This window comes from Streptosporangium sp. NPDC020072 (genome assembly GCF_040631445.1).
Lineage (GTDB): Bacteria > Actinomycetota > Actinomycetes > Streptosporangiales > Streptosporangiaceae > Streptosporangium.
Genome location: NZ_JBEYAB010000009.1, coordinates 345,983 through 368,426 on the forward strand (window position 1 = coordinate 345,983; position 22,444 = coordinate 368,426).

Genomic DNA, 22,444 nt, shown 5'->3' on the forward strand with positions numbered 1-22,444 from the left:
GCCGATCAAGAGATCAGGCGGCAGGCTCCACCATGAGCCAAGCCACCTGGGACGTGTCCGTGCCAGACGAGGAGGTGAGCGTGAAGCTTGTCCCCGCGACCCTTGCCGACACCCGCACGGCGCCAGCTGCGGCGCCGGACGTCTGAGAGGTGACGAAAATCCTGGTGTTGGCCGTGACAGCTGTGTTGGACACCGTGACCGTGCCACCCACCAGGGTGGCTACACCCATACGGGCGGAAGTGCCGGCCTCGGAGACGGCACCGAGCACATCGGCGCCGGTCACATTGCCGGTCTTCTTGTTGACGCTAGAAACGTGAGATGACATCTAAATCCTAAAACTCTCCGCGAGACTTGATCGCCAGGGATTTCTGGCCAACGGCGGACGAACCGCCAAAAGCGCCCGCTTCCCGCGTGACGAGCCGCTTTCGTTTTGCCGACGCCAGGCCCGACCCGCCGAGAAGTTCGTCCTCCAGGTCTGTCTGGCCGAAAGATTCGCCGTAGATGCGACCGAGATTTTCGGCGGCCGGCAGTGCCTCTCCGATGGCCTGATAGGCTCCGCGGGCTTGATCCTGAGAAACGCCGAGATCGGCGAAATATCCTGCCCTCTGCTCACTGAGAGCCAGTCCATTTCGGCGGGCTTCAGCGCCAATCCTGGCTTCCTTCACCGTCTTCTGCAAGGCAGGCAAAGCGCGCTGCCTATCAAGGACAGCGGCGATCAGGTCACCTTGCCCTAGACCGTAATCCCGCAGGGAAGACAGGTAATTTTGATCGGAGTTGGATACCGCGTCGGCCGCGATCTCCACTCGGGACTGCAGCTCTGCCGGAGATACGTCCGAGGCGATCCAGTCCGTGAAGTCGGATTGTGAATCGTAGAAGCCTCTCGGCATCCCATTAGACTCTAGGATCTGCCGATAGCTGCGCTCCACCGCGAGATACTCGGCGGGGGACAGGACAGGCAGGCCTGCCGCGCGGCGCTTTTCGTTGCCCGCGAATCGGGCCTTGTACTCCTGCGTGTCCTGCAGCATGAGGGAGATCGTGTCCGCCCCATACCCCTGCTGGATGTAATCAAGGATCTTCGGGGCGAGGCTCCCCAGGCCGTAGCCGTCAAAGAGGCGCTTGAGATACTCGTAGGCGTCTCGCTGGGCATTCTGGTTGGCAGAGGAATTGGAGGGCGAGGAGGCCGAAGAGGACGAGCTAGAAGCCACCGGAGCGACGTCAGGATCAAGCCCAGTAGAGTTGCCCTTGGTGCCCTGCGGGAATTGCTGCGAATAGGGCTGGTTGGGGAACATCTCCACATAGGCATCCGTCATGCCCGGGATATATTCCTGCCCCTTCTGGCTCAGCTTCGGGGGCTTCGTGCCCTCCGCATACCAGACGTAAGAGAAATTGTAGGGATCGTATACGTACGGCATTAGTACGCGAACCCCCAATCCTTCAGGATGTTATGCGCTACGCCATTGAGGGACTCTCTGGCATTGTTCGTCTTCAGCCACCGCGGATCCTTCTTCAGCTCCTCCTCAAACTGCCAGAGGGGCTTTAGTTCGGACTTCCCGGTCTGCTGGTTGACGTTCGTCATGGCCTTGCGGATCTGCGAGTCAAACAGGTCCAGGTCCCCGCCGTTGATTTCCAGAATGCGCGCCATCGCTTCCGTGTACGGAGAGGCGATGTCTCGGACGGAAAGGCCGCCCTTGATCTGGTCGGCTAGCGAAGGGAAGGCGCTCAAGGCCATTTTCTGGATATAGCCCTTGTAGTCTTCAATGGTCCGCGTGCCACCGAGGATGCCCTTGAGCCAGCCTCCTATGGCTGACTCGTCGATTCGGATCCCCATGCTGTAGGCGTACTGCCTGAGCTGGTCTTCTGATTGCTTGGCTTCCCCGCCATAGCCTTTTCCGGCCTTGAGGTATCCGGCCAAGGTAGAACGCAGCTTTGCATTGTCCCAGCCAAACATCAGCGCGTCTTCCGCCATATCCCACATGGTTTGCCAATTGGCCTTGACGCCCATGGTCCCGGCAAGGGACAGAATGTTCTGATAGATCGTCCGCACCCGTTGACGCCACGTCTCAGGATCGCTGTATTTCAGCGCCAGAGTTTGACGAGCGCTTTCCCCGTTCTTCTGGTACCACTTCGTCTTTCTCAACTCGGCCACGAAGCGTTCGCGTGTGTAGTTCTGCTTGATCGCGTCCTGGAAAAGCTTCGCCAGAGACGGATCGGATTTGAGCAGGGCCACGGCCCAGCCGTAGTATTCGGCCCAATCCTTCTCAGGAGAGCCTTTCTTGGGAGGCATTAATAGTCCAGGGCGACACCCCAGGCGCCCTCACTGGCGCCCAGTTTGCGGATTCTAATTTTTAGGCCGGTCTTCGGAGCTTCGAGGATCATCCCATTGCCGATGTATAGAGCGATATGGTCCGCTCCCCGCTGAGCAGGATTGTTTTCCCATGCGACCAAGTCCCCGGGACGAAGCTTGTTCAAAGGCACCCGCCGGCCTCTGTCGGCCTGCGCCATGGATACGCGCGGGATGTCAATTCCTGCCTTTCGGAAAGCGTAATAGAGCAAGCCCGAGCAGTCGTAACCGCCTTCGGCATCCGACTCGCCACCCCACACGTACCACATGCCCAGCTTTTCGCGGGCGTACTGGATCACGAGATCCCGTTTTTTGCTCGACCCCACAGGCGCCTGGAGCTTCTCCTCCCCCTTCTGGGGAAGGGTGTCGAACTCGACGTCGATCTCATCGAGGGTCGGGGCCATAACGCCCGGAGCGACCAGGCCTGTCTGCGGATCGGTCGGCGCGCTGGTCGGCGCGACAGGCGGGGCGACGGCTTGCACGGCGCTTGTGTCCGCAGCAGCGCCAGGCGCGACAGGGGCGGAAACCTGCTCTCTCAGGGAGAGGAGAGGCTCCATCCAGCCGGTAGGAGGCCAGGGCATTAGATCGGCGCTCCCAGCGCCTCAAAAAAGGCAGGCATATAAAACCCGGCAGCTTGAAAAGCTGCCGCTTCCTCTTTGTTGTGGGTGAGACCGTAGTCCATCGCGAAGCCCTTCGGATCAAGGCCCTCATGCGTCGTAGAATTGGACGTTTGAGTACCGGCCTTCTGATCCGTCGTCGTCGTCGTCGTGGTTGTGGTCGGGTTTTTCTTCTCCGCAGCAGCCAGAGCCTTGGTGAATTCGACTACCTCCGCATCAGTGGCGTCCCTGCCCAGTCTTTGCGACAAAGCGGCATGCGCCAGCTGCTTAGCCGTCAGGGCGCTTGTCACCGTGTATTGCGTGCTGGTAGAGGTGACCGTACGCGGCCCTGTAGTCGCGCCTCCGCCCTCCGCAGAAAGCCGAGAGAGGATGTCCCAGGGATTCATCTTGCGGCCCGCAGCGTACATTTTAGCGCTGCGACCGACCAAGGATTCCCAGAAAGGCTCTAGCTTCTCGTGATTGATTGTCGGCTCATCGAGAACACCTGCCCTCACCAGCTTTTCGGAGAAGGCCCTCAGCTTTTTGTCATTCCAGGTCTGGAAATCCTCCAGAGCTGCGCCGACCGTGGTGGGCAGGAATCGGCCTTTGCCGATGTCCTGCTGACCCTTGTAGACCTCCCACTTGGGGATCCAGACCGGCGACTGGTCGGTGATACCCTGTGGCGCTTGCGGTTTCTGCTGGGCAGCGAACAACGCCTTAGCCTGCTCCGCCATCTTCGCGACCGCCTGTTCTGGGGTCGTTTTCGCCGGGGAGCTGGTTGACGGTGAGGGAGAAGGAGTCGGCGTCGCTGTCACTGGCGCCACAGCAGAGGGAGGCGAGGCCAGGCCCTTCTTCACTGTCTTGGTGGCGTCGGCCGCCACCGAGGCGACGACCTTCGGAAGCTTTGGATCAGTCGCGACGAAGGCATTCGGGGGAAGATCCCCGGATGCATACCGTGAATCCTGCTGGTCCCCTAGTCCTGTCTGGGGATCCGCCTCGAAGAGATTCTCAAGGAAGACCTTGAAATTGACGTCGAGGCTATCCCACCAAGCCATTATTAGTCTCCAATGTGGATAGTGCGGAAAGCTGTAGCCTCTCGTTCGAGAGATACCGCCAGAAGATCCGGCCAAATTGGGTGTCTTCCTCGGCCAGCTTTAGCTGGGTGAGCTTCCACTGAGCGGCAAGGTCCTGATTGGCTTTAGCCGTCAGAGTGCTTGCCCCGCCTGCCCCCTTGCGTTGCTGCAGCACAGCAAGGAATTGGTCCCGGGCGTACAGGTATTTGGCCAACTGGCGAATCTCCGGCTTCTGAAGCTCCCGCTTGTCCGTCACCAGCTTCTGGAATTTCGCGATCCGGTTGGGGATCCGCTCCATGTCGGTTGCGAAATAATCCTTGGCGAACTCGGGGTTGCCTGCGGCAAGAGTCTTGCCGATAAAGCTTCGCAGGAAATCGATGAACTCCGGATCCTGCCCGGGGTCGAACTGAATACCGTCAACCGCGTCCATGTATTGGGTGTATTGCTGCCAGCCCAGATTCCGCTGATTCTCCTTCAGGGCCTCCATCGGATCGCGTCTCTCGCGCACCGTTTTGGAGGACCCCTCTTGGACTCTTTGCTGAAACTGGCTCGCGTAGACGTACTGATCGAAACTCGCATCGGCGACCCGGCCTAGGCGGATAGCCGCCAGCTCCGGATCATCAGCGATCAGATCTCGCATCTTCTGCGACTTGTCCCAGACTTCCCGCGATGCAGGCAAGCCCAAGTTGTTCTTGCTCAGGCTCGTCGTGAACAAGTAGAAGTCATTGCCGTAGCGACTCAGAAACTCGTCATCGGCCGTCTCGGGATCGCGCTGCCGCAGCTCCCGATACTGGTCAATGTAGAATTGATACGGGCTGACGAACTGCATGCCGACAGGGGAAAAGAAATTCACCCACGATCGCAGCTTGAAAAATGCGTCAGTCCTCGCCTGGGCTTCCCGGTAGAAATCCGCATCAGATGGGCGGGTCCGGCCGTGAAGCCGAGACTCCATTTCCATATTCTGGGCAATCATCACCATGGCCGACGCATAGCCGGAGTCCGCCACATTGGCGTCCGCCTGCCACAAGCGCTTTGCCCACGCAGGCAAAAGCGCCATGGCGACGTCAGTCTCCGGACCATAAGGGATAGCCCATTTATAGACATCCGTCATGAGCGTCGGATGCTCCATCGCCAGTTTCGAGGCGGAGAATTGAGTGACCGGCCCCGCGCCGGGAAGCCACCACTCGTTGCCCTGCAAGACCAAGTTCAATGACGCCTTGGAGACCCGGACGGCATCCCCAGGATTCCCTGGAAGGTGCTTCGCCAGCCACTCCGGGAGGCGAGCCTCGATGAATGATTCGTCATTCATATCGAAAATGTTCCAGGTGGACGGCGCTGGCTTAAGAGCGCCCTTCTCGTCATACTTCAAGACCTGGAGCCGCGGAACGCGCTGACCCGTATTCGGATCGACGGTGGCGCCTAGCCCCATCTCATTCGGAGCCATCCACAGCTTTCCGCCATTGACCAGGATGGACGGGTCCATCTTGATGAGCCTGGTCCACTTGGTCAGCGAGTCCTCCCACGCGGAGAAGAATGCCGACAGCATCCGGAAGCGGTGAGCGATATTACTCTTGGTGGTGCCGTCATACAGCAGCCCCTTAAGCTGCTGTAGAGCCTGCTCCCGTGCGGCATGCTGGATGCGAGAGACCTGCTCGGCCGTGAGATGAGGATGCCCTAGCTGGCTTTCCAGGTTGTCATGGAGGCGCTTGATATTGCCGACCATCAGTGACCTGAACGTCGGGTGGCGGATCAGCTTATCCTCGGGGAGTTGGGCGATCCACTTAAAAGCAGAGGCCGTAATTCCGTCGAGGACCCGGGGCAGAGGACCCTCTTGCAGATTGACATCGATGGTTGGGCCATGCACTTGGGGGCGCTTCGAGACGTCGGGGAAAAGCTGCTCCAGAAGCTCTCGGTCTACCGTGCCGTCAAGCGCGGCCCGGCGCAGGAGGAGCGGATCAGGACCGGGGACGAGGGGCACAATCAGATCGATGACCGCCTGGGCGTGGCCGACCACCTCCCGAGGGTCTGTGTCCCGACCGCCGATCCGGCGCAGTAGGGCAGACCCATCGCCACGGGTCAGCCATCGCAGGACATCATCAGCCGAACCCCCATGCAAGAAGCGGCGCCCGATCGCACTCTTCCCGATCTGGTGATGGATCGCGCGGACCCACGCCTCTAGGTGGTCGGGGTCGTCGGGCTGCACCACATCCCACTGGGCATAGTGGTTGCGGAGACTGGAGAGCATCTCATCCCGGGTTCTGGCGATGCTCTCCATGGAGCTGCCAACCAGCTGTTGATAGGACTCAGCCTTGCCGAAATATGGGCTTTCGTACTGGACGCCCTTATAGACGACTCCCAGGGCCGACTGTGTGCGCACGCTCCCCAGGTCCCTGCCCAGCTGGTCGACGCGAGAGCGGAGAGACTGCTCCAGTTCCGCCCGTGTCCGGCCGCCGATCATCCACCCGGCGATATCGCCAGCAGCCCCGGCAGCAGTCTTTGCACGCATGACGGCGTTTGACGTCCTGGTTGCGGCGTTGGCCAGGATGCCCGCGCGGGCGCCCTGGGCGACGTGCCCTAGAAGGGTCATGGCTCCCATAGAGGCCATGATCCGGAGAGCCGAGTCGCTCAGGTTCCTGATCAAGTAGCCAGGACGGAGCAGGGTCGTGGCCGACCATAGACCGGAGAAGACATCCCAGGCGTCGTCAGCCGCCTGGGCGAGGCGTGGCCCACTCAGTTCGAAAGCCTTGAGTGCCGTCCCGTGGTGCTCAAAAATCCGCTTGTAGGCCTGGAGATCGAGGAGCGGAAAGCTATTGATTTCCTGCGTCTCCAGGATCGGCCAGCGGATCTCATTCCCGTCCCCATCCATGCCGTAAATGCCGTCCCGCTTGCCGCTCTTGGCGGCAGCCAGGGCGGAATTCCTGGCGGTCATTGACTTCAGGGCGAGCAAATCGGAGTAGTCCGCGGACAGGCCCGCACGCCTGCCCAGCTCGGCAATGGCATCCCTCTCGGCAGTCTCGACGACTCGGCGCCTACCCTGGATGTCTACCGCCTCAAGGTATCGAGACAGATAGTGGTTTGCCTTGGTCTCGTCGAACACGCCGGCATGCCGGAGGTAGGCACTAAAACCAGCCGAAGAATCAGGTCGGTTAGGGTCGATCCAGGACGGTGGCCTTTTGTTCGTGAAGCCCTGGGCGACCTTGAAGGGGAAGCCGGTGATGACCTTGATGGGGGTGCCGAGGAATTTCGGGAGAATCAGCTTTTGCGGAGGGGCGAAAGCTGTGGACTGGTAGTAAGTCGCCCAATCTCCCGTGTCGTAAGCTAGATTCCGATTGGCCTTACGATTGAGTCGAGCACGGGGAACCTGGTCTACTGCGGCTCCCCACATGCCGGACGCCCCAGACACATCGCCAACGGCAGCCTCAAGGAGCTTCTTGGTGTCGTCGTCGTGGACGATCAGCAGCTTGCGGAGTCGCTCGTGATAGTCGTCCTTGGCGGGATTTAGGGAGCCGATCTGATCCCGTACACGGCTTCCACGGAACCCCACGAATTCGCTATTCGCGTCCCGGAGAGCCAGCTCCATATCCAGGAGTCGGTTACTTCCCTCCCGGAGGTCCTGGATCCGATTGGCCAAACTAACATTCGTACGCAAAAGCTCCCTGAAGGCGTTCTCTGACCCCCAGCCGACCGCCAGCACCTTGGCGGCGGTCTCCGCATCCTGCCTGTCCAGAAGGCCAGAGAGGATGCCTGCAGCGTCATCCGGGCGAGACATCCGCTCAATCAGCGGATGGCGCCGGATCTGCCGGGCTGACCGGCCAGACGCCCATGCTAGGAATTCTTTGGTTGCGTCGCTGTTGGCCAGCCTGTCAGGGTCAATTTCCTTCTGCCCGACCTTCGGCAGCTTGAAAAGCTGCCGCTCAAGCCAGGGGTCAGAGACTCTCGATCCCGCCTGGAAAACATTCTGCACACGATTGAATGCCTTAACGCCCTTGCCGACTCCCGCGATAGGGTCGGCATACCAGGCCACCAGGCCATCCTGAAATCCGGAGACCACATTGAAAAGCGGGTCATCCTTGATCTCCTCAACGGCCTTAAGGTCGAGGATGTCGGTACGGAAATTGCCCGGAGTTCCCGGGCCATACCCCATGGCGAAAGTGATGCTCTGACCAAGACTCGTGGTCCTGGCCTTCTCCCATGCCTTCGCCCACGTGTCAGGGTCAATGAAAGCCGAATACTCAGATTCATGTCCGGGAGTAAGGCCCTGCTGCGCTTGCCAGGTAGGCGAGCGCGAAAGATTGATCGCCGTCTGATAGGTGCGCGGAAGGTAGGTGATTGTGTCATTCGCCCATTCGGCGGCAGCGCCGATCGGCTCAATGACACCCTGCACGGGTCCGGCTACAGTCTGGAAAGCAGCATTTCCCAAATGGATGGGGACCAGCAGAGCAGTACCAAGGACTTCGCCCGCGGTCTTGTCGTCACTGTCCTGGATGAGATCCCAGAAAGAACTGGCAGCATCCCCGAGGGCGGAAGCCGCCAGGCCGAATCGCTCATACCACTGCATCAGGAAATCACCGCCTTGATTTTGCGCACGTAGGCACGAAGGCTCGGCATGGCGTTGGGGCGGTTCGCCAAGAATTCCAGGACCGGCAAATACGCGGCAAGGCGCTGCTTGTCCTCGCGATACAGGTCTGCCTCGCTCGGCAGTCCCAAGGCATCCATGCCTAGGCCAGGCCCCAAGGCGGCGCCGGACGTGACCGGCTCGCCAGGCCTGGCAGACGGAGCGCCGAAAGGAGTGACCTCTACGGGCAGTGCAGGCGGCATCGCCCCCGGGGGGATCGCGCCAGCAGCTCCACCACCAGGGGCAGGGGTAGACAGCTCCATGGCCGCGCCGGACTGGGCAGCCTCAAAGGCTGCCTGCTCGCCATAGCCCGCGTCCGGCAGCTGCCGGACCTTCTGCCCGGGGCCGCCATCCGTCCGCCTGGATAGTCTCCCGGGGGCGCTGACAGGGGCAGGCTTTGAGGGCTTGCGGTATCCGCCGTGACCATTGGCCATCTATCTGGTAATCGTTTCAATCTCGCGTGCGGCAGCCTCATGAAAGGCTCGCTGCTGTTCTACGTAATTCATGTGGGCGACGAGAACGCACGCCCCCGCCGCGCATGCGTCAGACACGGCGCCTGCCACGTTCCCCAGTAGCTCTACGGCCAGAGTGGGAATGGTGATCCAGGAGAATCGCCGGGGGGTGATCTCCGCGGACTCGCCCTCTTCCTCGTCCAGACTCATTAGTGCCTCGGAGTGCGCACCCAGGCGGCATCGCCCCGGGTGCCCCCGGTCTCTTCAGTGATATTCAGTCGGGTCTCATGGCCATAGACCCCATTGCCCGTGTCGCCAGGCATGGAGGCCTGGACCTTTACAGGCTGCTCATAGGCGGGGGCGCAAGAGCCCTGCAGGGACTTGGTTGGAACCTTGTTATTCATGTTTGCATCCTTTCGGGCGATTGCGGCGTTGAGCCAAAACATCGCCTCTTCGAGCTTGGTGATTCCGAGAGACCTTTCCCGGCTGTCCGGGATGACAGCCTCGGCAAAGAGGGCGACATCAAAGCACTTCTGCCGCACGCGGGAGTGCGCTAGCGCGACATCTTCGGTGGCGGCAGGGTGGTACTGAAATCGCCAGGAAAGGTCACTGACCACTTGCCGCTCCCGGCTCGTTCCGTACGAAATACACGCCTACGGCGGTGACGAGTGCGAGCGCGACCTTGACCCATTCCTCAGGAGTGATCACCGAGTCGGACACAACGCCCTCAGCAGCCATAGCCATTGCGCCTAGAAGCGCAATGGCCGACTTCCAATATCTACCGATCTTCATTAGATGGGAATTTCTCTCTTCACGTTGACATTCGTCGTCGGTGATCCGCCTGAATTGAGGCCGGCCAGCATCGACAACACATCGAATCCACCACCGCCAGGCGGCATTCCTGCGGGCATTTGAGGCCCGCCCGGGGCAGCCATTCCACCGGGAGCTAGGGGGAGCTGCTCAGAACCGGTCGGCACTTCCCCGGGCGGGGGTTTGGGTGGCGCGAAAGCGGATGCAATGACATCCTCCAGGGCCTTGCCCTTCTGCCGCCCCTTGACGATCGCCGCCATGCGATTAACGGCCTCGGAGGGGTCCATTCCCGACTGGGCCAGCATGGGAATTGACTGGGCATAGCCCGACACGGAAGCGAGGAGGGCCTCCCGCAGGCCTTCAATCTCGATCCGCTGCTCCTCTTGGGTTGTGTTGATTCCAAAAGGGAACTGCCTGCGTGCCAGGTCTTTACTGATGAGCTGGGCGCCCAGAAGCTGCAGGATGAAGACCAGGCTTCGGTTAGGGTCCAGGCCCACAGAGAAGCCGTAGGAGACGTCACAGGAGTAGTCCCCGGCGATGTCGCGGGAAGGCTTCCACTTGATCTCATAAGGAACGCCGTCTTGCTGCCCGCGGATTGAGCGCTCTACGTCAGGCCAGTAGTGCTCATCCATTCGGAGAGCAAGCTCCATGGCCTGTCCGAGAGTGTCTACAAAAACGTCTTGTGCAGCACGAATCTGGCTATCAAATCCGCCCTCTAGAGCGCGTACGCCTTGACCAGTGATGATGCTTGCATCGACATTTCCGGAGCGCGACTCCGGGAAACGGGCGCCGATCCTTAGCTCCTGCTCCAGGAGTTGAGATTCGGCGAAAGCCGCCTGCGGAAGCTCGGTTCCGACCCTCCGGATTTTCTCCGGGGTGCTTGACCGGATGAGCGCGAGGGGTCCGAGAGCAACCTCTTGCACGTCATAAGGGACAGCTAGAGGCGCCTCGGTGGCTGCCTCAGCAGCAGCCATCGCCAGATTCGCAAACCGGTTTCGGGCTACCTGCGTCCAAAGAATGTCATCGTATTGCCCCCGGCCTTCAACGAGGCCGGGGCGACGAGCAATCCTGACGGGGCACTCACCGAGGGAGTTCTCAGCGTAGGCGAGGACGCAATCCTTGCGGTCGGGGAGATAAAGCATGGTGCATGAGTCGTCCATGTAGAGGACGGCTTCCACCATGCTTTGTGAATAGGGCTTTTCGTATGGTCCGGCGATCCGCTGAGCGTGCTCCGGATACTCCGCGCACAGCTCCGCGATGGTCTTCCTGAAGACCCGACTGTATGACCGGCACTTACCCCACCGATCGACCTCAGGATAGCTATTCCGGGGATCCAGGATCAGGAACCGCGGAACCCTCGACGCGAAATCTGGCTCCACCAGAATGGGCATCCGACCATATGAGGCGTAGTAGTCGGCACCGGAGTACATCTGCGTCTGCAGGTTGCTCCGCTCAATGTAGTGCCACATGCCCTTGGTCTTCTTGTCGGCCCGCGACCGGGCCTGATCAGAAACCATATTGGTGGCGCTAGCATTGAAGGCCGGCAGTGGGGCTAGGGACTCCGCGACGGATCGCGCGGCAATATCCACGAAATTCGCGATGATCGGCTTCGGGAAGTCCTCGGAAAACATCCCGGGGAAGACATCCTCAATGCGCCCATTGCGCACATCGTAGATACGACGATCGGCGGCATCCCGCTCGGTGGCGGAAGTGCGGAGGTTGCGGACCTTATCAAAGATCCCTTGATGTGGATGCGTCATGCGCTCATCTGGTCATGCAAGTAGTCGTCAATCCTGACAACCGTCTGCCGCCCGCGCCGGTAGCGCGGAACATACTTCGTATTGGTATGAGAGTTGGCTCTCATGGTCCGGGAATCGACGATCTCTCGCGCCTTGATCTCGGCGAACCACAAGGCCATGGGCAAGTCCTGCACGAGATCTTTCCCCTTCGCCCCCGGGCGCCAGGTGATCAATTGCTCAATGAGGGCCTTGATACCCTCAGAGTTGTGGGAGCTGGGAAGCTCAATCATCCGCTCCGTGAAAAGCGGAGCGAGGCTAGCAACCCCAAAGTCAGGGTCTAGCTTGTTGGTTCCCGTGTAGTGCTCCAGGAGGGGAATCCCGCGCGAGGCTAGGAAGCCCCGCACGTGTTCATCTCTCGTCAGATAGATCTGGAAAGCGTTCTTCTCGATGACCCAACACGTCGGCTCATACTTGATGGTCCAGGCCGTGATCAGGTCCCTGATCGCCTGGGGCGACGGCGCCCGCATGCGGTGCGCCTCCAGGACCCAGCGCTTGAGGGTCCGGGGATCGACGGCGTAGGCGACCGTGGCAGTCTCGCCAGCCATCGCCGGATCCATGGCGCAGATGACGCTGAGTCCCTGCATGCCTTCCGGGCGGCCGTGGTTCTCGTTGGCCCCAGACAGGAGACCAACCGTCCGCCTGCCGTTGACGCAGGCGCGGACATCCTTCGGGGAGAAGATCGCGTCACTACTGACGTCCTGCTGTTGGTAGACGAGGCTCCACGTCCGGGGATCCATGACCGAGCGTCGGCGCGCGAGGCGAGGTCCATCCCATCGGGGATACATGCCGTCTGCGTCGCAGCCGTCTTTGCTTCCTGGCCAGGGCCGGTCAGAGCGAGGCCACAGAGTCACCCAGTCCCGGGAGTCGTCCGCGCCCTCCAGGAGCGCGGGCATAGAGAGGTACGTCCACGGGCTTCTGCCGTCCTCATACCGCTCCGCGGAGCGCAGCTCCCGGTAAAGGTCAACCGAGTCCACGCGCGTTCCGATGACGACGACACGACCAGTGTCGCCGACACGCGAGATCACGTCCTGTTGTAGCCAACGCAACTGGGATTCGTACTGATTCGCGTTGCTCAAGAGCACCGCGTCATCAATGAGAATGAGCGTGGAGCGCACGCCGTAGATCTGACCGCCCAGGCCGATGCATTGCACGGTCGGGTCTTTCTCGTCAGGGTCGCGAAGGTCTGAGGGCAGATAGATTTGCGTCTGCTGCCAAATCGCGTCGCCACTGTCGAAACCCTCTGCCGGCCCGTAGTCGGCCTGGAGGTCTCGGTAATTCGGATGCGTCAATCTCTGCTTGATTGCCCAGAGCATTTGCTTAGCAAGCTCTTGAGTTTTCGACACCAAAACAATGCGCTCTTGGGGCTGAGTGCAAATCAGGTACGTCGCGTAATCAATGGAGATCGTGACGGTTTTTGCATGATCCGGCGGAATGTTGATCAGGACGAACTGTGGGTCGGCCGCCTCGTAGCGCATCGAGGGGTGCAGCCACCTGGGTCCCCTCCCCTCGATCACGTCCACCAGGTTCAACTGGTGGGGGAAGGTCGTGCTCCGCAGGTACCGCTTGCGGAATTCCTCAAAGGTGATCTTGGGCTTGTCAACCAAACCCGCCTTGTTGTGGAGGGTCGTACGGATCAGGTCAAGCTCCGCCCGGAAGGCGGGGTCAGTCCTGATCCAGTTCTCATAGGACCGCTCTGACCTGCCCACACTTGCCATCGCGGCAGCCCAGGACTTGCCCTCGCGGATCGCCGTCAGGGCGAGCCGCTTAGCCTCTGATATTCCAGGGCGGTAGGTGGCTTGATTTCTAGTCATCCGTATGTGTAGGTTTTGTCTTGCTTCACCGGGGTAACCCTCACACCCGATGTTGCGCTCCCTGAGTGGAGCTGGGCGGAGCCCTGGGGACCCCAGGAAGGCCGTGGGCACACGGCCCGGCCGCCCAGCTCCACACCAAAGACCAGCCGTATCCGCCGCAGGATGCGACTGGGGATTTCCATCGGAAGGCCGATCCTGGGGGAAGGCTGGCTCTGACAGGAAATCCCGAGAGCCCACCGGGGACCCCTCGCGGCCGATTTCCGTGACCCGGTGGGCTCTCTATAAGTGAAAGCGCCCATTGCGAGGCCGTAGATGCCATGACCTCATCAAGGGTGAATTGCATAAGAGGAGTCTCAATGACGAGACGTGCAGCCCTAGAGGCTGAGCTGGAAGCGCTTTACGCGAAAGTGCCACCGATAGCCTGCAAAGGGCTTTGCTCGGACAGCTGTACCGTGATCGATTTAGGTCCGGTAGAGCAGCGCAGAATGCGCCAGCGGGGATTTCGGATTCCCCGCCTACAGGATGCACTCGACGAGCGGGCCGACCGGGGCTATACCTGCCCCGCCCTTACGAGCGATGGTCAGTGCGGAGCGTACGACGTGCGCCCGATGATCTGCCGCGTGTACTACGCAGACAACGACCGCCCTTGTCCTCATGGCTGCAGGCCCCTCGCCGGGAAGTATCTGACGTACGCGGAATCCCGCCAGCTGTTGGACGCGGCTCTCAAGCTTGGCACCGCGGAGCGGCCCATACCTCTGGAGGTCGTGGGGGCTTGGCTCCAGGATCCCGAGACCCGCGATCGACTCCGGGAGTACGGGGTGAGGCAGCACCCCTCGATGATCCGGCATCGGGTGGACTGGGGGAAGCAATGACAAAGCGGCGCAGGGCACTCAAACAGCTGGAGCTGCAAGTCGCCCACATGCTGAAGGACCTCCGCGTCCGCCAGGGACTCACGCGCGTAGAGCTAGCCGACCGCGCCGGGCGGTCAGAAAGCGGCGTGGAAGCGATCGAGACCCTGTCCAGAGCCCCGAGCCTGAGCTACCTAGAGGACGTGGCGGCCGGGCTGGGCTATAAGCCGGTCGTCCGGCTGGTGCCCCTCAAGGCTCCTCGGGAGCCGTAGGCCGGGGAAGAAACTCAGGGACTCTGACTATTCATTAGGCACGGCAGCCCCTCAAAGGCTGTCCGTGCCATTGTCATCTAAAGGGCCTATAAGGCTGCCCCCCAAAGGGGCGCTTTCGGGGCGCCCTCCATAGGGGCAGCCGTCCGGCGCCCTGCGGGGCGCCTACGGGCGACGGTGCCCGCGTCGCCCGTACTTCCATCCCCCATCTATTAATTGGGGTACGGAAGGCCCCCGCCGTGACCGTAAATTGATAACAATTTGATATACCTCCCTGGCCTGGGACGATGCGCGAAAATTCTTCCGAAACGAAGGGCCGGCTCCTACCCCAGGGGAGCCGACTGGAGGCCGGATTTTTGTGCAGAAATTCTTGGAGGGATAGTAAGGGTGGGGGGGAGGGCGCTTAAAAGGGGGCGGGTCAAGCCCGCTAACGACGGGCACGGACCACGCCACGCGCCGGACATTTGCCCAGGTCAGAGCCCGCGAACACAGGTTCGATGCTCTAGGGAATGCTGAGGTATTGCAGTATTGGTGTCTTGATAAGGGCACAACGTGGCAGCTCAAAGCCACAATGCGCCCCTCCTGGCCTCCATTGCGCCCCTTTGAGGGCGCATTCCCCCGGGCAGGCAGACGCCGACAATCAACAGCTCCATAGCTCCATAGCTCGCCAGCTGCATTCCTCTGTCGTCTCCATTCCCCTCCCGGCCCTCGCCTCCACCTTGCCCTCTGCCGACTCGGCTTCCCTTTCGAGCCCCTTAGGAACGGCGCCAGCTCCGCCCCCGGAGAACGGCTTTCAGGGCCGTTCCCGGTGCCGTCCTAGATCTGCCGCGCCCCCTGGTCGCTGTCGCTCCCAGGAGCCTTGCCATCGGCTTCCTGGGGTTGCTGTCCGTTCCATGTTTCCCCAGCTCAGCGACCCTTTTTAAGCCGTTATCGGTCTGTGACTTGACAGCTTTTGGGGTACTACCCCAATCTTGGAACCACAACAGAACAGCACGGCGGACGGGGCAGGGTCTTAGGGCCTTTCCCCGGACCAATGCGCGGTTCCGTTGAGTCCTACCCGCCCCTGCGTAGATCGGCCAGACCGTGACCGCAGGTAGGGACAGGCAGTTTCTTGAGAATTCAACAGTGAATGCCAACAAATGTGCTCTAGGGGGCTTCCAGGCCCCCGATCCTCCTGCACATGCCGACGTGAATTCGTCAGGGCAATGTGAAGCTGCAGGAGTAGCGACAGTGCGGACGCGGACGACTGCGATAAGCCTTGGGGAGCCGTCAATCGGGCTTTGATCCAAGGATTTCCGATGTGGCGAGATGCGCCTTCCGGCGCATCTCTCTAGCCACATCACAGAGCACTGTTGCAGGAGGCTTTCCCTGGCCTCCAAATCGCTTGCGCACTCCGGGCTTGTAAGTCGCCGTTCTGGCGCTGCCCAGTGGTCAAGAGCGCAGGAGCAACCCCAGGGGTTCGGTTGACCAGCTCTTTCCGGAGCTGGTCTTCCGTGCCAACTAGGGCAGACAAGGGAGCGCAGCAATGGTCATTCTCTCCGCAGAGATCCCTAATCACGGACTATTCAGGATCACTTCCACTGCTTTGGACGTGATGATGGAGAGGTATTTACCCAACGGTCCGAACGGGCTTAGGGGACTCATTCAGGAGCGGGCAGAAATCGATTACTCGGATCTGCACTCCGTGACGGAGTGCCTTTTCGTCCTAGCAGAGTTTGACGGATTTGGGCTCTAAGCACTTTGGTTGCCCTGGCCTCCGTAGAGGCCAGGGCTTCCATGGTTCTTAGGAACCACGCGGGCCAGTCGCCCGCGCAAAGGGCTCATGACCCAACAGGGAGCACGGAATGGATTACGAGACTCTTAACGCGATGGCACCGGAGGAATTCCTCTTCCCGGAGCGATTCGCCACCAGATACGACCAGGAAGACGACTACGCCCAGCAGCAGTACGAAAGGGGCGTGAGGCTTTCCGGCGAATGGGATGAGATCTACATCCGTCACACCGGGACCTGGGGTGCCCGCAGGGGCAAGCAGGTATCGGAGGCTTTCCCCGATAGAGAGCCTCACTGGTCAAGCGAGTGCACTTCTTACGAGGGCATCGGATACCACCGATCGACGGCGGATCTCTTGCGGGGGTTCCTCGCAGGACCGGCTCCGGTCTACGTGGAGAGACGGACAGAGAACGGGATCGTAAAGACTCAAATCAAATGATCTAAGCACTTTGGTTGCGCTGGCCTCGACCAGAGGCCAGGGCTTCCATGGTTCTTAGACCAGTCAGGGAGCACAGCATGGATATCTCGGTTCGCCTCGACTTCAATACCGGACAAGCTGTGGTTTGGCTTACGGGAACGAAGCGATACAAGGTCATCACATACGAGCCGAGGAATGGTGACTTCTTTCATGGCTGGTGGGTCCGGGGATCCTCATTCCCGGTCTGCTGGCATGAGGCTTTCACCATGGCCATTCAAGAGCTGGTTGACCTCAGCATGAGGATTCACCGCTACGGCAATGGCAGGCAGTATCACTCGCTTATCTAAGCACTTTGGCAACGCTCCCCCCGAAAGGGGAGCGTTGCCATGGCTCTTAGAGAAGAGTCCGAAGAAAGGGAGCGCATGATGCAAAAGGCAGGCAATTTCCAGGCCACTCACAAGGCTGTCTTTCCTGACGGCACGATTCAGGAGTGGGGTCCGGGCGCCATTCGTACTACCCATCCCGATGGGGAGGTGAATGAATGGCGCGTCACACCCACACCAAAGAGGGCTCGGGACCTGGGCCACTATGTGACGGTTCACCGTCCTGGGCCTGATGGCAAGTGGTCGGCGGTGAGCTTTCACGAGGGCACCGAAAGCGCGCATGCGTCGGGACGTGCGAACGTCAGGACCTTTAGGGGCGAATGCGCCGTGGTCCCAATCGAAATGATCTAAGCACTTTGGTTGCGCTGGCCTCCTGTAGGCCAGCGCTTCCATGGTCCTTAGAAGCGATACAGGGAGCACACATGAAGATCACAATTGACCTTTCTGAGGGAGACGTGCGGGATTTCCTCCGCTACTACATCTCCGACAAGGTCAGCGCAGTTGGCAAGATCAATGTCAAGCTGCAGAGAAAGGCGAACATTGAAGCAATCGTCAGGAGGGAGATCATTGAGATCTCCACAGGGCGAATCCAATGGTGGGCGGAGGAACTCAGTAAGGTCCAGGCTGACGCTGCGCAGGCTTGGGCAGAAAAGAATGTCAAGCGATTCAAGTTCTAAGCGCTTTATTGGCAGGCACTCATTGAGTTCCTGCCTTTATGGTTCTTAGAACCAGGGGGTCACTAGCCGGACCCTTAAGACCAGGGCTCATGACCCAACAGGGAGCACAACAATGGAAGACGCAATTGAGATCCACCACCCGATTAGCCACGTGGAGTGGCGATTTGGGGAGCGGTTCGGAACGTTCGCGTACAACCCTTACAACGGCCATCTCCGGTTCCACCGGTTTTCCCAAGGTCACATGGTGGGGAAAGCGCACTCCATTGAGTGCGCCCGGAAGATCGTGAGCGTGCTGTGCGCCAGGGAGTACATCACTATCTGGATTGCGCCTCCGGACGGTGATGACCACTCGGACGGCTTCTATGAGAAGCACTACATGCCCGAATCGTCTATCGACGGGATCACGGTAAGGCACGGCCTACTTTCCGAGGATGGCCGGATCTTCTGCAAGTGCGGAGATTGCGACATGCCGGAAAGCTACCGATTCCGAAGGTTCCCGTGCACATTGTGGTGTACGGGACTCCTACTCTCCTAAGCACTTTGGTTGCCTTTAGCGGGAAGCCTGTGAGCTTCCCGCTAAAGGCCTCCATGGTCCTTAGGGATCACGCGGGTCAGCCGCCCGCGCAAAGGCTCATGAACAGCCGACCAGGGAGCGCATATGGAAATTCAGGAGATCGAGGCTCACGAGATCGAGGATGGGGACGTTATCCAGCTTCATAGGTCGTTCTTTTGCGTTCGCAGCCGAACGGAAAAGGTTAACCCCGCAGCAGGTGACATCACCTTTTGGTGTCGCGTATGGCGCATGGGCAAAGGGTGCTGGGGAGAAAATGACCATCCAGTCACCCGGAGATATGAGGACAAACTGAAGGTCTTAGACCCCGAATTCGCAGAGAGCCTTTTCCCGTCTCTCTAAGCACTTTGGTTGCCTTTAGCGGGAAGTCTGTGAGCTTCCCGCTAAAGACTTCCATGGTCCTTAGGGCCACACAGGGCTAGCCGCCTGTGAGTAAGAAATCAGGGCTCATGACATCAGGGAGCATGCAATGAGCGAATTCACGCACACGCCGGAAGCGATCCCTCCCCTGAGGGAGAGTAGGGCAGGCCTCCTTGCCTCCGGGCAGAAGTTCTACCTGACGGCGGACGGGAAATTTCCCGACACCTTCCGCGAATGGCACGGCTACGGCAGACGCTACGAAAAGGACCCCGTGACCGGCATCCCCATGGGGAAGGCGATTCAGACAATCGTCTACACGTGCGAACTGGGCTATCGGGAGGAAATTCCCGTGACCCTTCCCGTCTACGTCCCCGCCTGATAGCCGTGAGGGTCGCCAGGATCCCCATAGGGGATCTCATGGTGGATATCTGCACGGACGACCAGGCCGAGCAGTATGAGGCTCGGATCAATGGCGCGGTATGCGCCGTGCAACCGTACTCGGAAGTTCGGATTGCGTTTGAAGATCCGGAATTCGGCCCTTACCTAGATCGGCTTTTCCGGAGTGGGGCGGCGATGGCCGTGGGCGCATACAGCCACCGGCTAGGCCCAATCTACGTCTGATGAGATTGCTAGGCGAGCACACCCCAGGAATGGGGTGTGCCGTCCCTAGCTGGTCATCTGGCCAGTGGAGAAAGACAGGGAGCACAAAATCATGATGAGCAACGCCGCACTGCTGGACATGGTCACTAAGCGGATCCGCGCGTACAGGGCCGACTGGAAGGAATTCCAGGAGGAGCTGGCTAGCGCCGGGATCGACTACAGGACCACCCACGTGGCCGCTTACCCCAAGGATCTCCGCAACCGGTGCATCCGACTGGAGGGGGACCGGCACGCGGTTCACTGCCTTATCCAGGTCGTCATCTCGGACGGCGATCGGTGGGCGGATCTGGAGGACATCAGGGCCATCGTCAACAGCGACACGGACCCCCGTGAGTTGTTGGCGCCGTACCTGATGCCGTCCCCAGCTGCAGCCTGATAGCTGCCTTTAGCGCTCCCTTCCATCGGGGGTAGGGAGCGCTTTAGGGAGTCCTCAGACTCCAGAGAGACAGGGAGCGAAGCAATGCCAAGGGTCGATGTCACGGTCACTGTGCGGGACACCTACAGGGCCACCCTGGATATCCCCTCCGAAGTCCTTGAGCGGGGAAACGTGGAGGCGTGGCTAAAGGACAATCAAGAGAAGTGGGATTCGGTCGTAAACATCTATGACTGCACTGAGGTTCTCGGATTTGAGTTGAACCAGGACTAGCGACCTTTCCAGAGCTGGCCAGTGTGGACCGCGCCGAAGCACTACAGGCAATCGCCCAGTGGATCGGTCGCCTTCCGGGTGATTACTGGGATGAGAGACTGCCGCAACCTCAATAGCTGATCATTGCACCAGTGCCCAGGTTCGAAAGCCTGGGCATGCAATGGAGTGATCAGACTCCCCCGGGACCAGCCGTCCGGGAATCCAGGGCTCATGACAGGGAGCGAAATGCAGCACTGGCACGCGCGCACTTCAGAAAGCGGATTCCTCGTGGAAAGCGTTTGCTTTCATGGGGAGACTGGTCAGCTGGAAAAGGCGAGAGACTTCCTCTCGCGCGAGATCGTAGTGACCCAAGAGAGTTGGAGATTGTATCTCCCTGAAGTCGTCACCGATCTTGTCTCTAAGGAATACGGGCAGCTTCTCAATGGCTGTCTCCAGGGTGCCGTGTCCGACTCCTGGATAGGAGAAATCACCGTCGATGGTGTGAGGTACGGATTTGACCTCATGGCCATTGACGGCGCATGCGACGCCATGATCTAAGCACTTTGGTTGCCCTGGCCTCCATTCAAGGCCAGGGCCTCCATGGTTCTTAGACCAGTCAGGGGTCTTAGACCAGTCAAAAGGGAGCGCAACAATGAGCACGACGATTCAGGACCCGCGCGTTATTGGCGGGGTCTACATCTCGGACAAGGGTCGGCAGTATCGGGTGGTCTATCGGTGGCTGGAGTCGCTCCTCAGCGTGATCTGGTGGGGAGACACCATGGCCTCTATGGAGGACATGCCCTGGTCTGCACGGCACGCCGTGCTTTCTCAGCCGGACACGATCGAGGCGGACACCGCCCTCCAGGAGGAGGCGCCGGTTTCCCCGCCTGGATCGGCTAGTGGGCCGTCTCGGGCGACCAGCGCCGAGACGGAAGCCCAGAGAGAGGACACCAGGACGGCTACTGTCACCGTGCGCCCCTGGCTCACGCTGGCCACCATGCCGACCGAGGAAGCCCAGGAGGAAGCGCCGACCACGGCGCGCACCAAGACGGGCAACGTCACCCACGGCTTCACCGATGTCACGCGGACGGACAAGGGTGACTGGCGAGGGGTCTCTTACTGCGGCAGGGCCATGACCCTCGGAGAATCCGGGGGAGAGGTGGACTGCCAGCGATGCGTGGACGCGAGGTCGTCCGTCCCGGCGCCGGTTGCTTCCGGCGTCGGCACGGAAGCGCCGTCCACGGCCGCCGAGATCGCCCAGACCCAGAGCCCGGTGGAGATGCCGGATACTGCGACTACGGGCACGGGGAAGGTCGTTCATCGCCTTCGGGCACTGGAGACCATTGAGCCCTATATCCACATCGCAACGACGGCTTGCGGTAAGCGGAAGCCGCTCGGTGAGCCTGGAGGGGACGTCAGCTGTAAGGGGTGCCTGAAGGCCGCGTGACGGTCGCCTAAGGCCCATCCCGACCTAAGGGATGGGCCTTAAGGGGTCGTCAGGAAGGGAGGAGAAATGATCCAAACATGGGAAAGGAAGGAATCTCCGCACGGAGCGTATTGGATTGCTGATATTCCATCCGTGCGACTGGCCATTGTGGCAAAACGGCACGCCGATGACCCAGTGTGGTCTGTCCGCGTGCGAGGTGGAGGGAGCGAAATCATGGCTCCCATCGAGACCACGTATTTCCCGGAGAATGGCTCTCTGGAGGAGAGCCTCCGGCAGGCCCAGGAATGGGCGTCGGGGGTAATCGGGCGAGTCATCGCCCGAAGGGTCAGGGACGCGAGGCCCTTAATCAAGGAATAGCTAGAAACTGAATGACCCCGGGGTCTGATCCCGGGGTCATTCAGTCATGCCCGGAAGGGGAAGGGATGAGACATAGTCTTTCCAACGCGATAATTCGCGCCGTGCAGGAGGATCTCCGGAAGGGGATTTCCCAGCCGAAGATTGCAGCCAAGCGTGGGATTGGCACGGCCAGTGTCGCCCGCATCAGCGCAGGGAAGACACGGGAGAGCGCCCTGGAGGAAGCCATCCTTAGGGGCCAGGTCTACCGGCCTGACAGCCTGGTGGAGATCCTGGGGATTTCCAAGAGCACGATCTATCGCTACATCAAAGGGGGGAAAGTCCCCTCCATTGAAATCGATGGATATCGCGTGGTGCCTGCCGATTATGTTAGCTGGGTCCTCAGGTCCGGAGAATGGCCAGGGAGGCAGTAATGGCATTAGCGGTGACATGGAGTGCCATAGGCCTCCTCGTCGGGCTGCTGTACTTGACGCATAAGCGAGTCAAGCGGCTTGAGGGAAGGGGGTCTCTCGCGTCGGCGAGGCTCTCCGATAACGACAAAATCCTTGAAGGGCTAGCCCGGGG

The 22,444-nt window shown here is 60.4% G+C and carries 21 protein-coding genes; 11 read left to right on the forward strand and 10 right to left on the reverse strand.

What is annotated here, in order from left to right; translation table 11 throughout:
• Nucleotides 1-13 precede the first annotated feature (13 nt).
• The 10 genes from ABZ470_RS23685 to ABZ470_RS23730 all read right to left on the reverse strand — a co-directional run bounded on the left by ABZ470_RS23685 (nucleotide 14) and on the right by ABZ470_RS23730 (nucleotide 13,497).
• A complete protein-coding gene (locus ABZ470_RS23685; RefSeq protein WP_362913863.1) occupies nucleotides 14-325 on the reverse strand; it encodes a hypothetical protein in 312 nt (103 codons plus the stop codon).
• Between the two features lie 7 nt (nucleotides 326-332).
• On the reverse strand, nucleotides 333-1,412 hold the full coding sequence (locus tag ABZ470_RS23690; RefSeq protein WP_362913865.1) for a hypothetical protein: 1,080 nt from the start codon (nucleotides 1,410-1,412) through the stop codon (nucleotides 333-335).
• Complete coding sequence (locus ABZ470_RS23695) at nucleotides 1,412-2,284, reverse strand: hypothetical protein (RefSeq protein ID WP_362913867.1); 873 nt, start codon at nucleotides 2,282-2,284, stop codon at nucleotides 1,412-1,414. The genes ABZ470_RS23690 and ABZ470_RS23695 overlap by 1 nt, the downstream gene beginning before the upstream one ends.
• Nucleotides 2,284-2,823, reverse strand: coding sequence for a C40 family peptidase (locus ABZ470_RS23700; protein WP_362913869.1), 540 nt, complete (start codon nucleotides 2,821-2,823; stop codon nucleotides 2,284-2,286). The genes ABZ470_RS23695 and ABZ470_RS23700 overlap by 1 nt, the downstream gene beginning before the upstream one ends.
• Before the next feature lie 98 nt (nucleotides 2,824-2,921).
• Entirely contained in the window at nucleotides 2,922-3,992 is a 1,071-nt protein-coding gene (locus ABZ470_RS23705) for a hypothetical protein (protein ID WP_362913871.1), read from the reverse strand.
• Nucleotides 3,976-8,568 carry a hypothetical protein gene (locus ABZ470_RS23710; RefSeq protein WP_362913873.1) on the reverse strand — a complete coding sequence of 1,531 codons (4,593 nt, stop codon included), beginning with the start codon at nucleotides 8,566-8,568 and terminating at the stop codon, nucleotides 3,976-3,978. Before ABZ470_RS23710 ends, ABZ470_RS23705 begins: the two co-directional genes overlap by 17 nt.
• Complete coding sequence (locus tag ABZ470_RS23715) at nucleotides 8,568-8,726, reverse strand: hypothetical protein (RefSeq protein WP_362913875.1); 159 nt, start codon at nucleotides 8,724-8,726, stop codon at nucleotides 8,568-8,570. The genes ABZ470_RS23710 and ABZ470_RS23715 overlap by 1 nt, the downstream gene beginning before the upstream one ends.
• A 560-nt stretch (nucleotides 8,727-9,286) precedes the next feature.
• Nucleotides 9,287-9,694: a hypothetical protein gene (locus ABZ470_RS23720; protein ID WP_362913877.1), complete on the reverse strand. Its 408-nt coding sequence runs from the start codon at nucleotides 9,692-9,694 to the stop codon at nucleotides 9,287-9,289.
• A 174-nt stretch (nucleotides 9,695-9,868) separates the two neighbouring features.
• Nucleotides 9,869-11,647, reverse strand: a complete 1,779-nt coding sequence (locus ABZ470_RS23725; protein ID WP_362913879.1) for a hypothetical protein — start codon at nucleotides 11,645-11,647, stop codon at nucleotides 9,869-9,871.
• Nucleotides 11,644-13,497 carry a hypothetical protein gene (locus ABZ470_RS23730; RefSeq protein WP_362913881.1) on the reverse strand — a complete coding sequence of 618 codons (1,854 nt, stop codon included), beginning with the start codon at nucleotides 13,495-13,497 and terminating at the stop codon, nucleotides 11,644-11,646. The genes ABZ470_RS23725 and ABZ470_RS23730 overlap by 4 nt, the downstream gene beginning before the upstream one ends.
• Nucleotides 13,498-13,853: 356 nt before the next feature.
• On the opposite strand from ABZ470_RS23730, the gene ABZ470_RS23735 reads away from it, so the two are divergent.
• From ABZ470_RS23735 to ABZ470_RS23785, 11 genes are all read left to right on the forward strand, one after another.
• Nucleotides 13,854-14,369 carry a YkgJ family cysteine cluster protein gene (locus tag ABZ470_RS23735; RefSeq protein WP_362913883.1) on the forward strand — a complete coding sequence of 172 codons (516 nt, stop codon included), beginning with the start codon at nucleotides 13,854-13,856 and terminating at the stop codon, nucleotides 14,367-14,369.
• Nucleotides 14,370-14,416: 47 nt separating this feature from the next.
• Complete coding sequence (locus ABZ470_RS23740) at nucleotides 14,417-14,617, forward strand: helix-turn-helix transcriptional regulator (RefSeq protein WP_362913885.1); 201 nt, start codon at nucleotides 14,417-14,419, stop codon at nucleotides 14,615-14,617.
• 1,841 nt (nucleotides 14,618-16,458) lie between these two features.
• Nucleotides 16,459-16,824: a hypothetical protein gene (locus ABZ470_RS23745; RefSeq protein WP_362913887.1), complete on the forward strand. Its 366-nt coding sequence runs from the start codon at nucleotides 16,459-16,461 to the stop codon at nucleotides 16,822-16,824.
• A gap of 784 nt (nucleotides 16,825-17,608) precedes the next feature.
• A complete protein-coding gene (locus ABZ470_RS23750) occupies nucleotides 17,609-17,863 on the forward strand; it encodes a hypothetical protein (protein WP_362913889.1) in 255 nt (84 codons plus the stop codon).
• 112 nt (nucleotides 17,864-17,975) lie between these two features.
• On the forward strand, nucleotides 17,976-18,398 hold the full coding sequence (locus ABZ470_RS23755) for a hypothetical protein (RefSeq protein WP_362913891.1): 423 nt from the start codon (nucleotides 17,976-17,978) through the stop codon (nucleotides 18,396-18,398).
• A gap of 505 nt (nucleotides 18,399-18,903) precedes the next feature.
• Nucleotides 18,904-19,173: a hypothetical protein gene (locus ABZ470_RS23760; protein WP_362913893.1), complete on the forward strand. Its 270-nt coding sequence runs from the start codon at nucleotides 18,904-18,906 to the stop codon at nucleotides 19,171-19,173.
• A gap of 333 nt (nucleotides 19,174-19,506) precedes the next feature.
• Nucleotides 19,507-19,830: a hypothetical protein gene (locus tag ABZ470_RS23765; protein WP_362913895.1), complete on the forward strand. Its 324-nt coding sequence runs from the start codon at nucleotides 19,507-19,509 to the stop codon at nucleotides 19,828-19,830.
• Nucleotides 19,831-19,914: 84 nt separating this feature from the next.
• Entirely contained in the window at nucleotides 19,915-20,100 is a 186-nt protein-coding gene (locus tag ABZ470_RS23770) for a hypothetical protein (protein ID WP_362913897.1), read from the forward strand.
• Nucleotides 20,101-20,325: 225 nt separating this feature from the next.
• The gene (locus ABZ470_RS23775) at nucleotides 20,326-20,637 is read left to right on the forward strand and encodes a hypothetical protein (protein ID WP_362913899.1); all 312 of its coding nucleotides are present in this window, start codon (nucleotides 20,326-20,328) and stop codon (nucleotides 20,635-20,637) included.
• Nucleotides 20,638-20,731: 94 nt separating this feature from the next.
• Complete coding sequence (locus ABZ470_RS23780) at nucleotides 20,732-21,526, forward strand: hypothetical protein (protein ID WP_362913901.1); 795 nt, start codon at nucleotides 20,732-20,734, stop codon at nucleotides 21,524-21,526.
• Nucleotides 21,527-21,984: 458 nt separating this feature from the next.
• Nucleotides 21,985-22,293: a helix-turn-helix domain-containing protein gene (locus tag ABZ470_RS23785; RefSeq protein WP_362913903.1), complete on the forward strand. Its 309-nt coding sequence runs from the start codon at nucleotides 21,985-21,987 to the stop codon at nucleotides 22,291-22,293.
• The last annotated feature ends 151 nt before the right edge of the window (nucleotides 22,294-22,444 follow it).

What these genes read in the sequence shown, in the direction of transcription:
- ABZ470_RS23685 (WP_362913863.1), bottom strand. Translation starts at nt 325, where the DNA reads ATGTCATCTCACGTTTCTAGCGTCAACAAGAAGACCGGCAATGTGACC.
- ABZ470_RS23690 (WP_362913865.1), bottom strand. Translation starts at nt 1,412, where the DNA reads ATGCCGTACGTATACGATCCCTACAATTTCTCTTACGTCTGGTATGCG.
- ABZ470_RS23695 (WP_362913867.1), bottom strand. Translation starts at nt 2,284, where the DNA reads ATGCCTCCCAAGAAAGGCTCTCCTGAGAAGGATTGGGCCGAATACTAC.
- ABZ470_RS23705 (WP_362913871.1), bottom strand. Translation starts at nt 3,992, where the DNA reads ATGGCTTGGTGGGATAGCCTCGACGTCAATTTCAAGGTCTTCCTTGAG.
- ABZ470_RS23710 (WP_362913873.1), bottom strand. Translation starts at nt 8,568, where the DNA reads ATGCAGTGGTATGAGCGATTCGGCCTGGCGGCTTCCGCCCTCGGGGAT.
- ABZ470_RS23715 (WP_362913875.1), bottom strand. Translation starts at nt 8,726, where the DNA reads ATGGATGCCTTGGGACTGCCGAGCGAGGCAGACCTGTATCGCGAGGAC.
- ABZ470_RS23725 (WP_362913879.1), bottom strand. Translation starts at nt 11,647, where the DNA reads ATGACGCATCCACATCAAGGGATCTTTGATAAGGTCCGCAACCTCCGC.
- ABZ470_RS23730 (WP_362913881.1), bottom strand. Translation starts at nt 13,497, where the DNA reads ATGACTAGAAATCAAGCCACCTACCGCCCTGGAATATCAGAGGCTAAG.
- ABZ470_RS23735 (WP_362913883.1), top strand. Translation starts at nt 13,854, where the DNA reads ATGACGAGACGTGCAGCCCTAGAGGCTGAGCTGGAAGCGCTTTACGCG.
- ABZ470_RS23740 (WP_362913885.1), top strand. Translation starts at nt 14,417, where the DNA reads ATGCTGAAGGACCTCCGCGTCCGCCAGGGACTCACGCGCGTAGAGCTA.
- ABZ470_RS23745 (WP_362913887.1), top strand. Translation starts at nt 16,459, where the DNA reads ATGGATTACGAGACTCTTAACGCGATGGCACCGGAGGAATTCCTCTTC.
- ABZ470_RS23750 (WP_362913889.1), top strand. Translation starts at nt 17,609, where the DNA reads ATGAAGATCACAATTGACCTTTCTGAGGGAGACGTGCGGGATTTCCTC.
- ABZ470_RS23755 (WP_362913891.1), top strand. Translation starts at nt 17,976, where the DNA reads ATGGAAGACGCAATTGAGATCCACCACCCGATTAGCCACGTGGAGTGG.
- ABZ470_RS23760 (WP_362913893.1), top strand. Translation starts at nt 18,904, where the DNA reads ATGAGCGAATTCACGCACACGCCGGAAGCGATCCCTCCCCTGAGGGAG.
- ABZ470_RS23765 (WP_362913895.1), top strand. Translation starts at nt 19,507, where the DNA reads ATGATGAGCAACGCCGCACTGCTGGACATGGTCACTAAGCGGATCCGC.
- ABZ470_RS23770 (WP_362913897.1), top strand. Translation starts at nt 19,915, where the DNA reads ATGCCAAGGGTCGATGTCACGGTCACTGTGCGGGACACCTACAGGGCC.
- ABZ470_RS23775 (WP_362913899.1), top strand. Translation starts at nt 20,326, where the DNA reads ATGCAGCACTGGCACGCGCGCACTTCAGAAAGCGGATTCCTCGTGGAA.
- ABZ470_RS23780 (WP_362913901.1), top strand. Translation starts at nt 20,732, where the DNA reads ATGAGCACGACGATTCAGGACCCGCGCGTTATTGGCGGGGTCTACATC.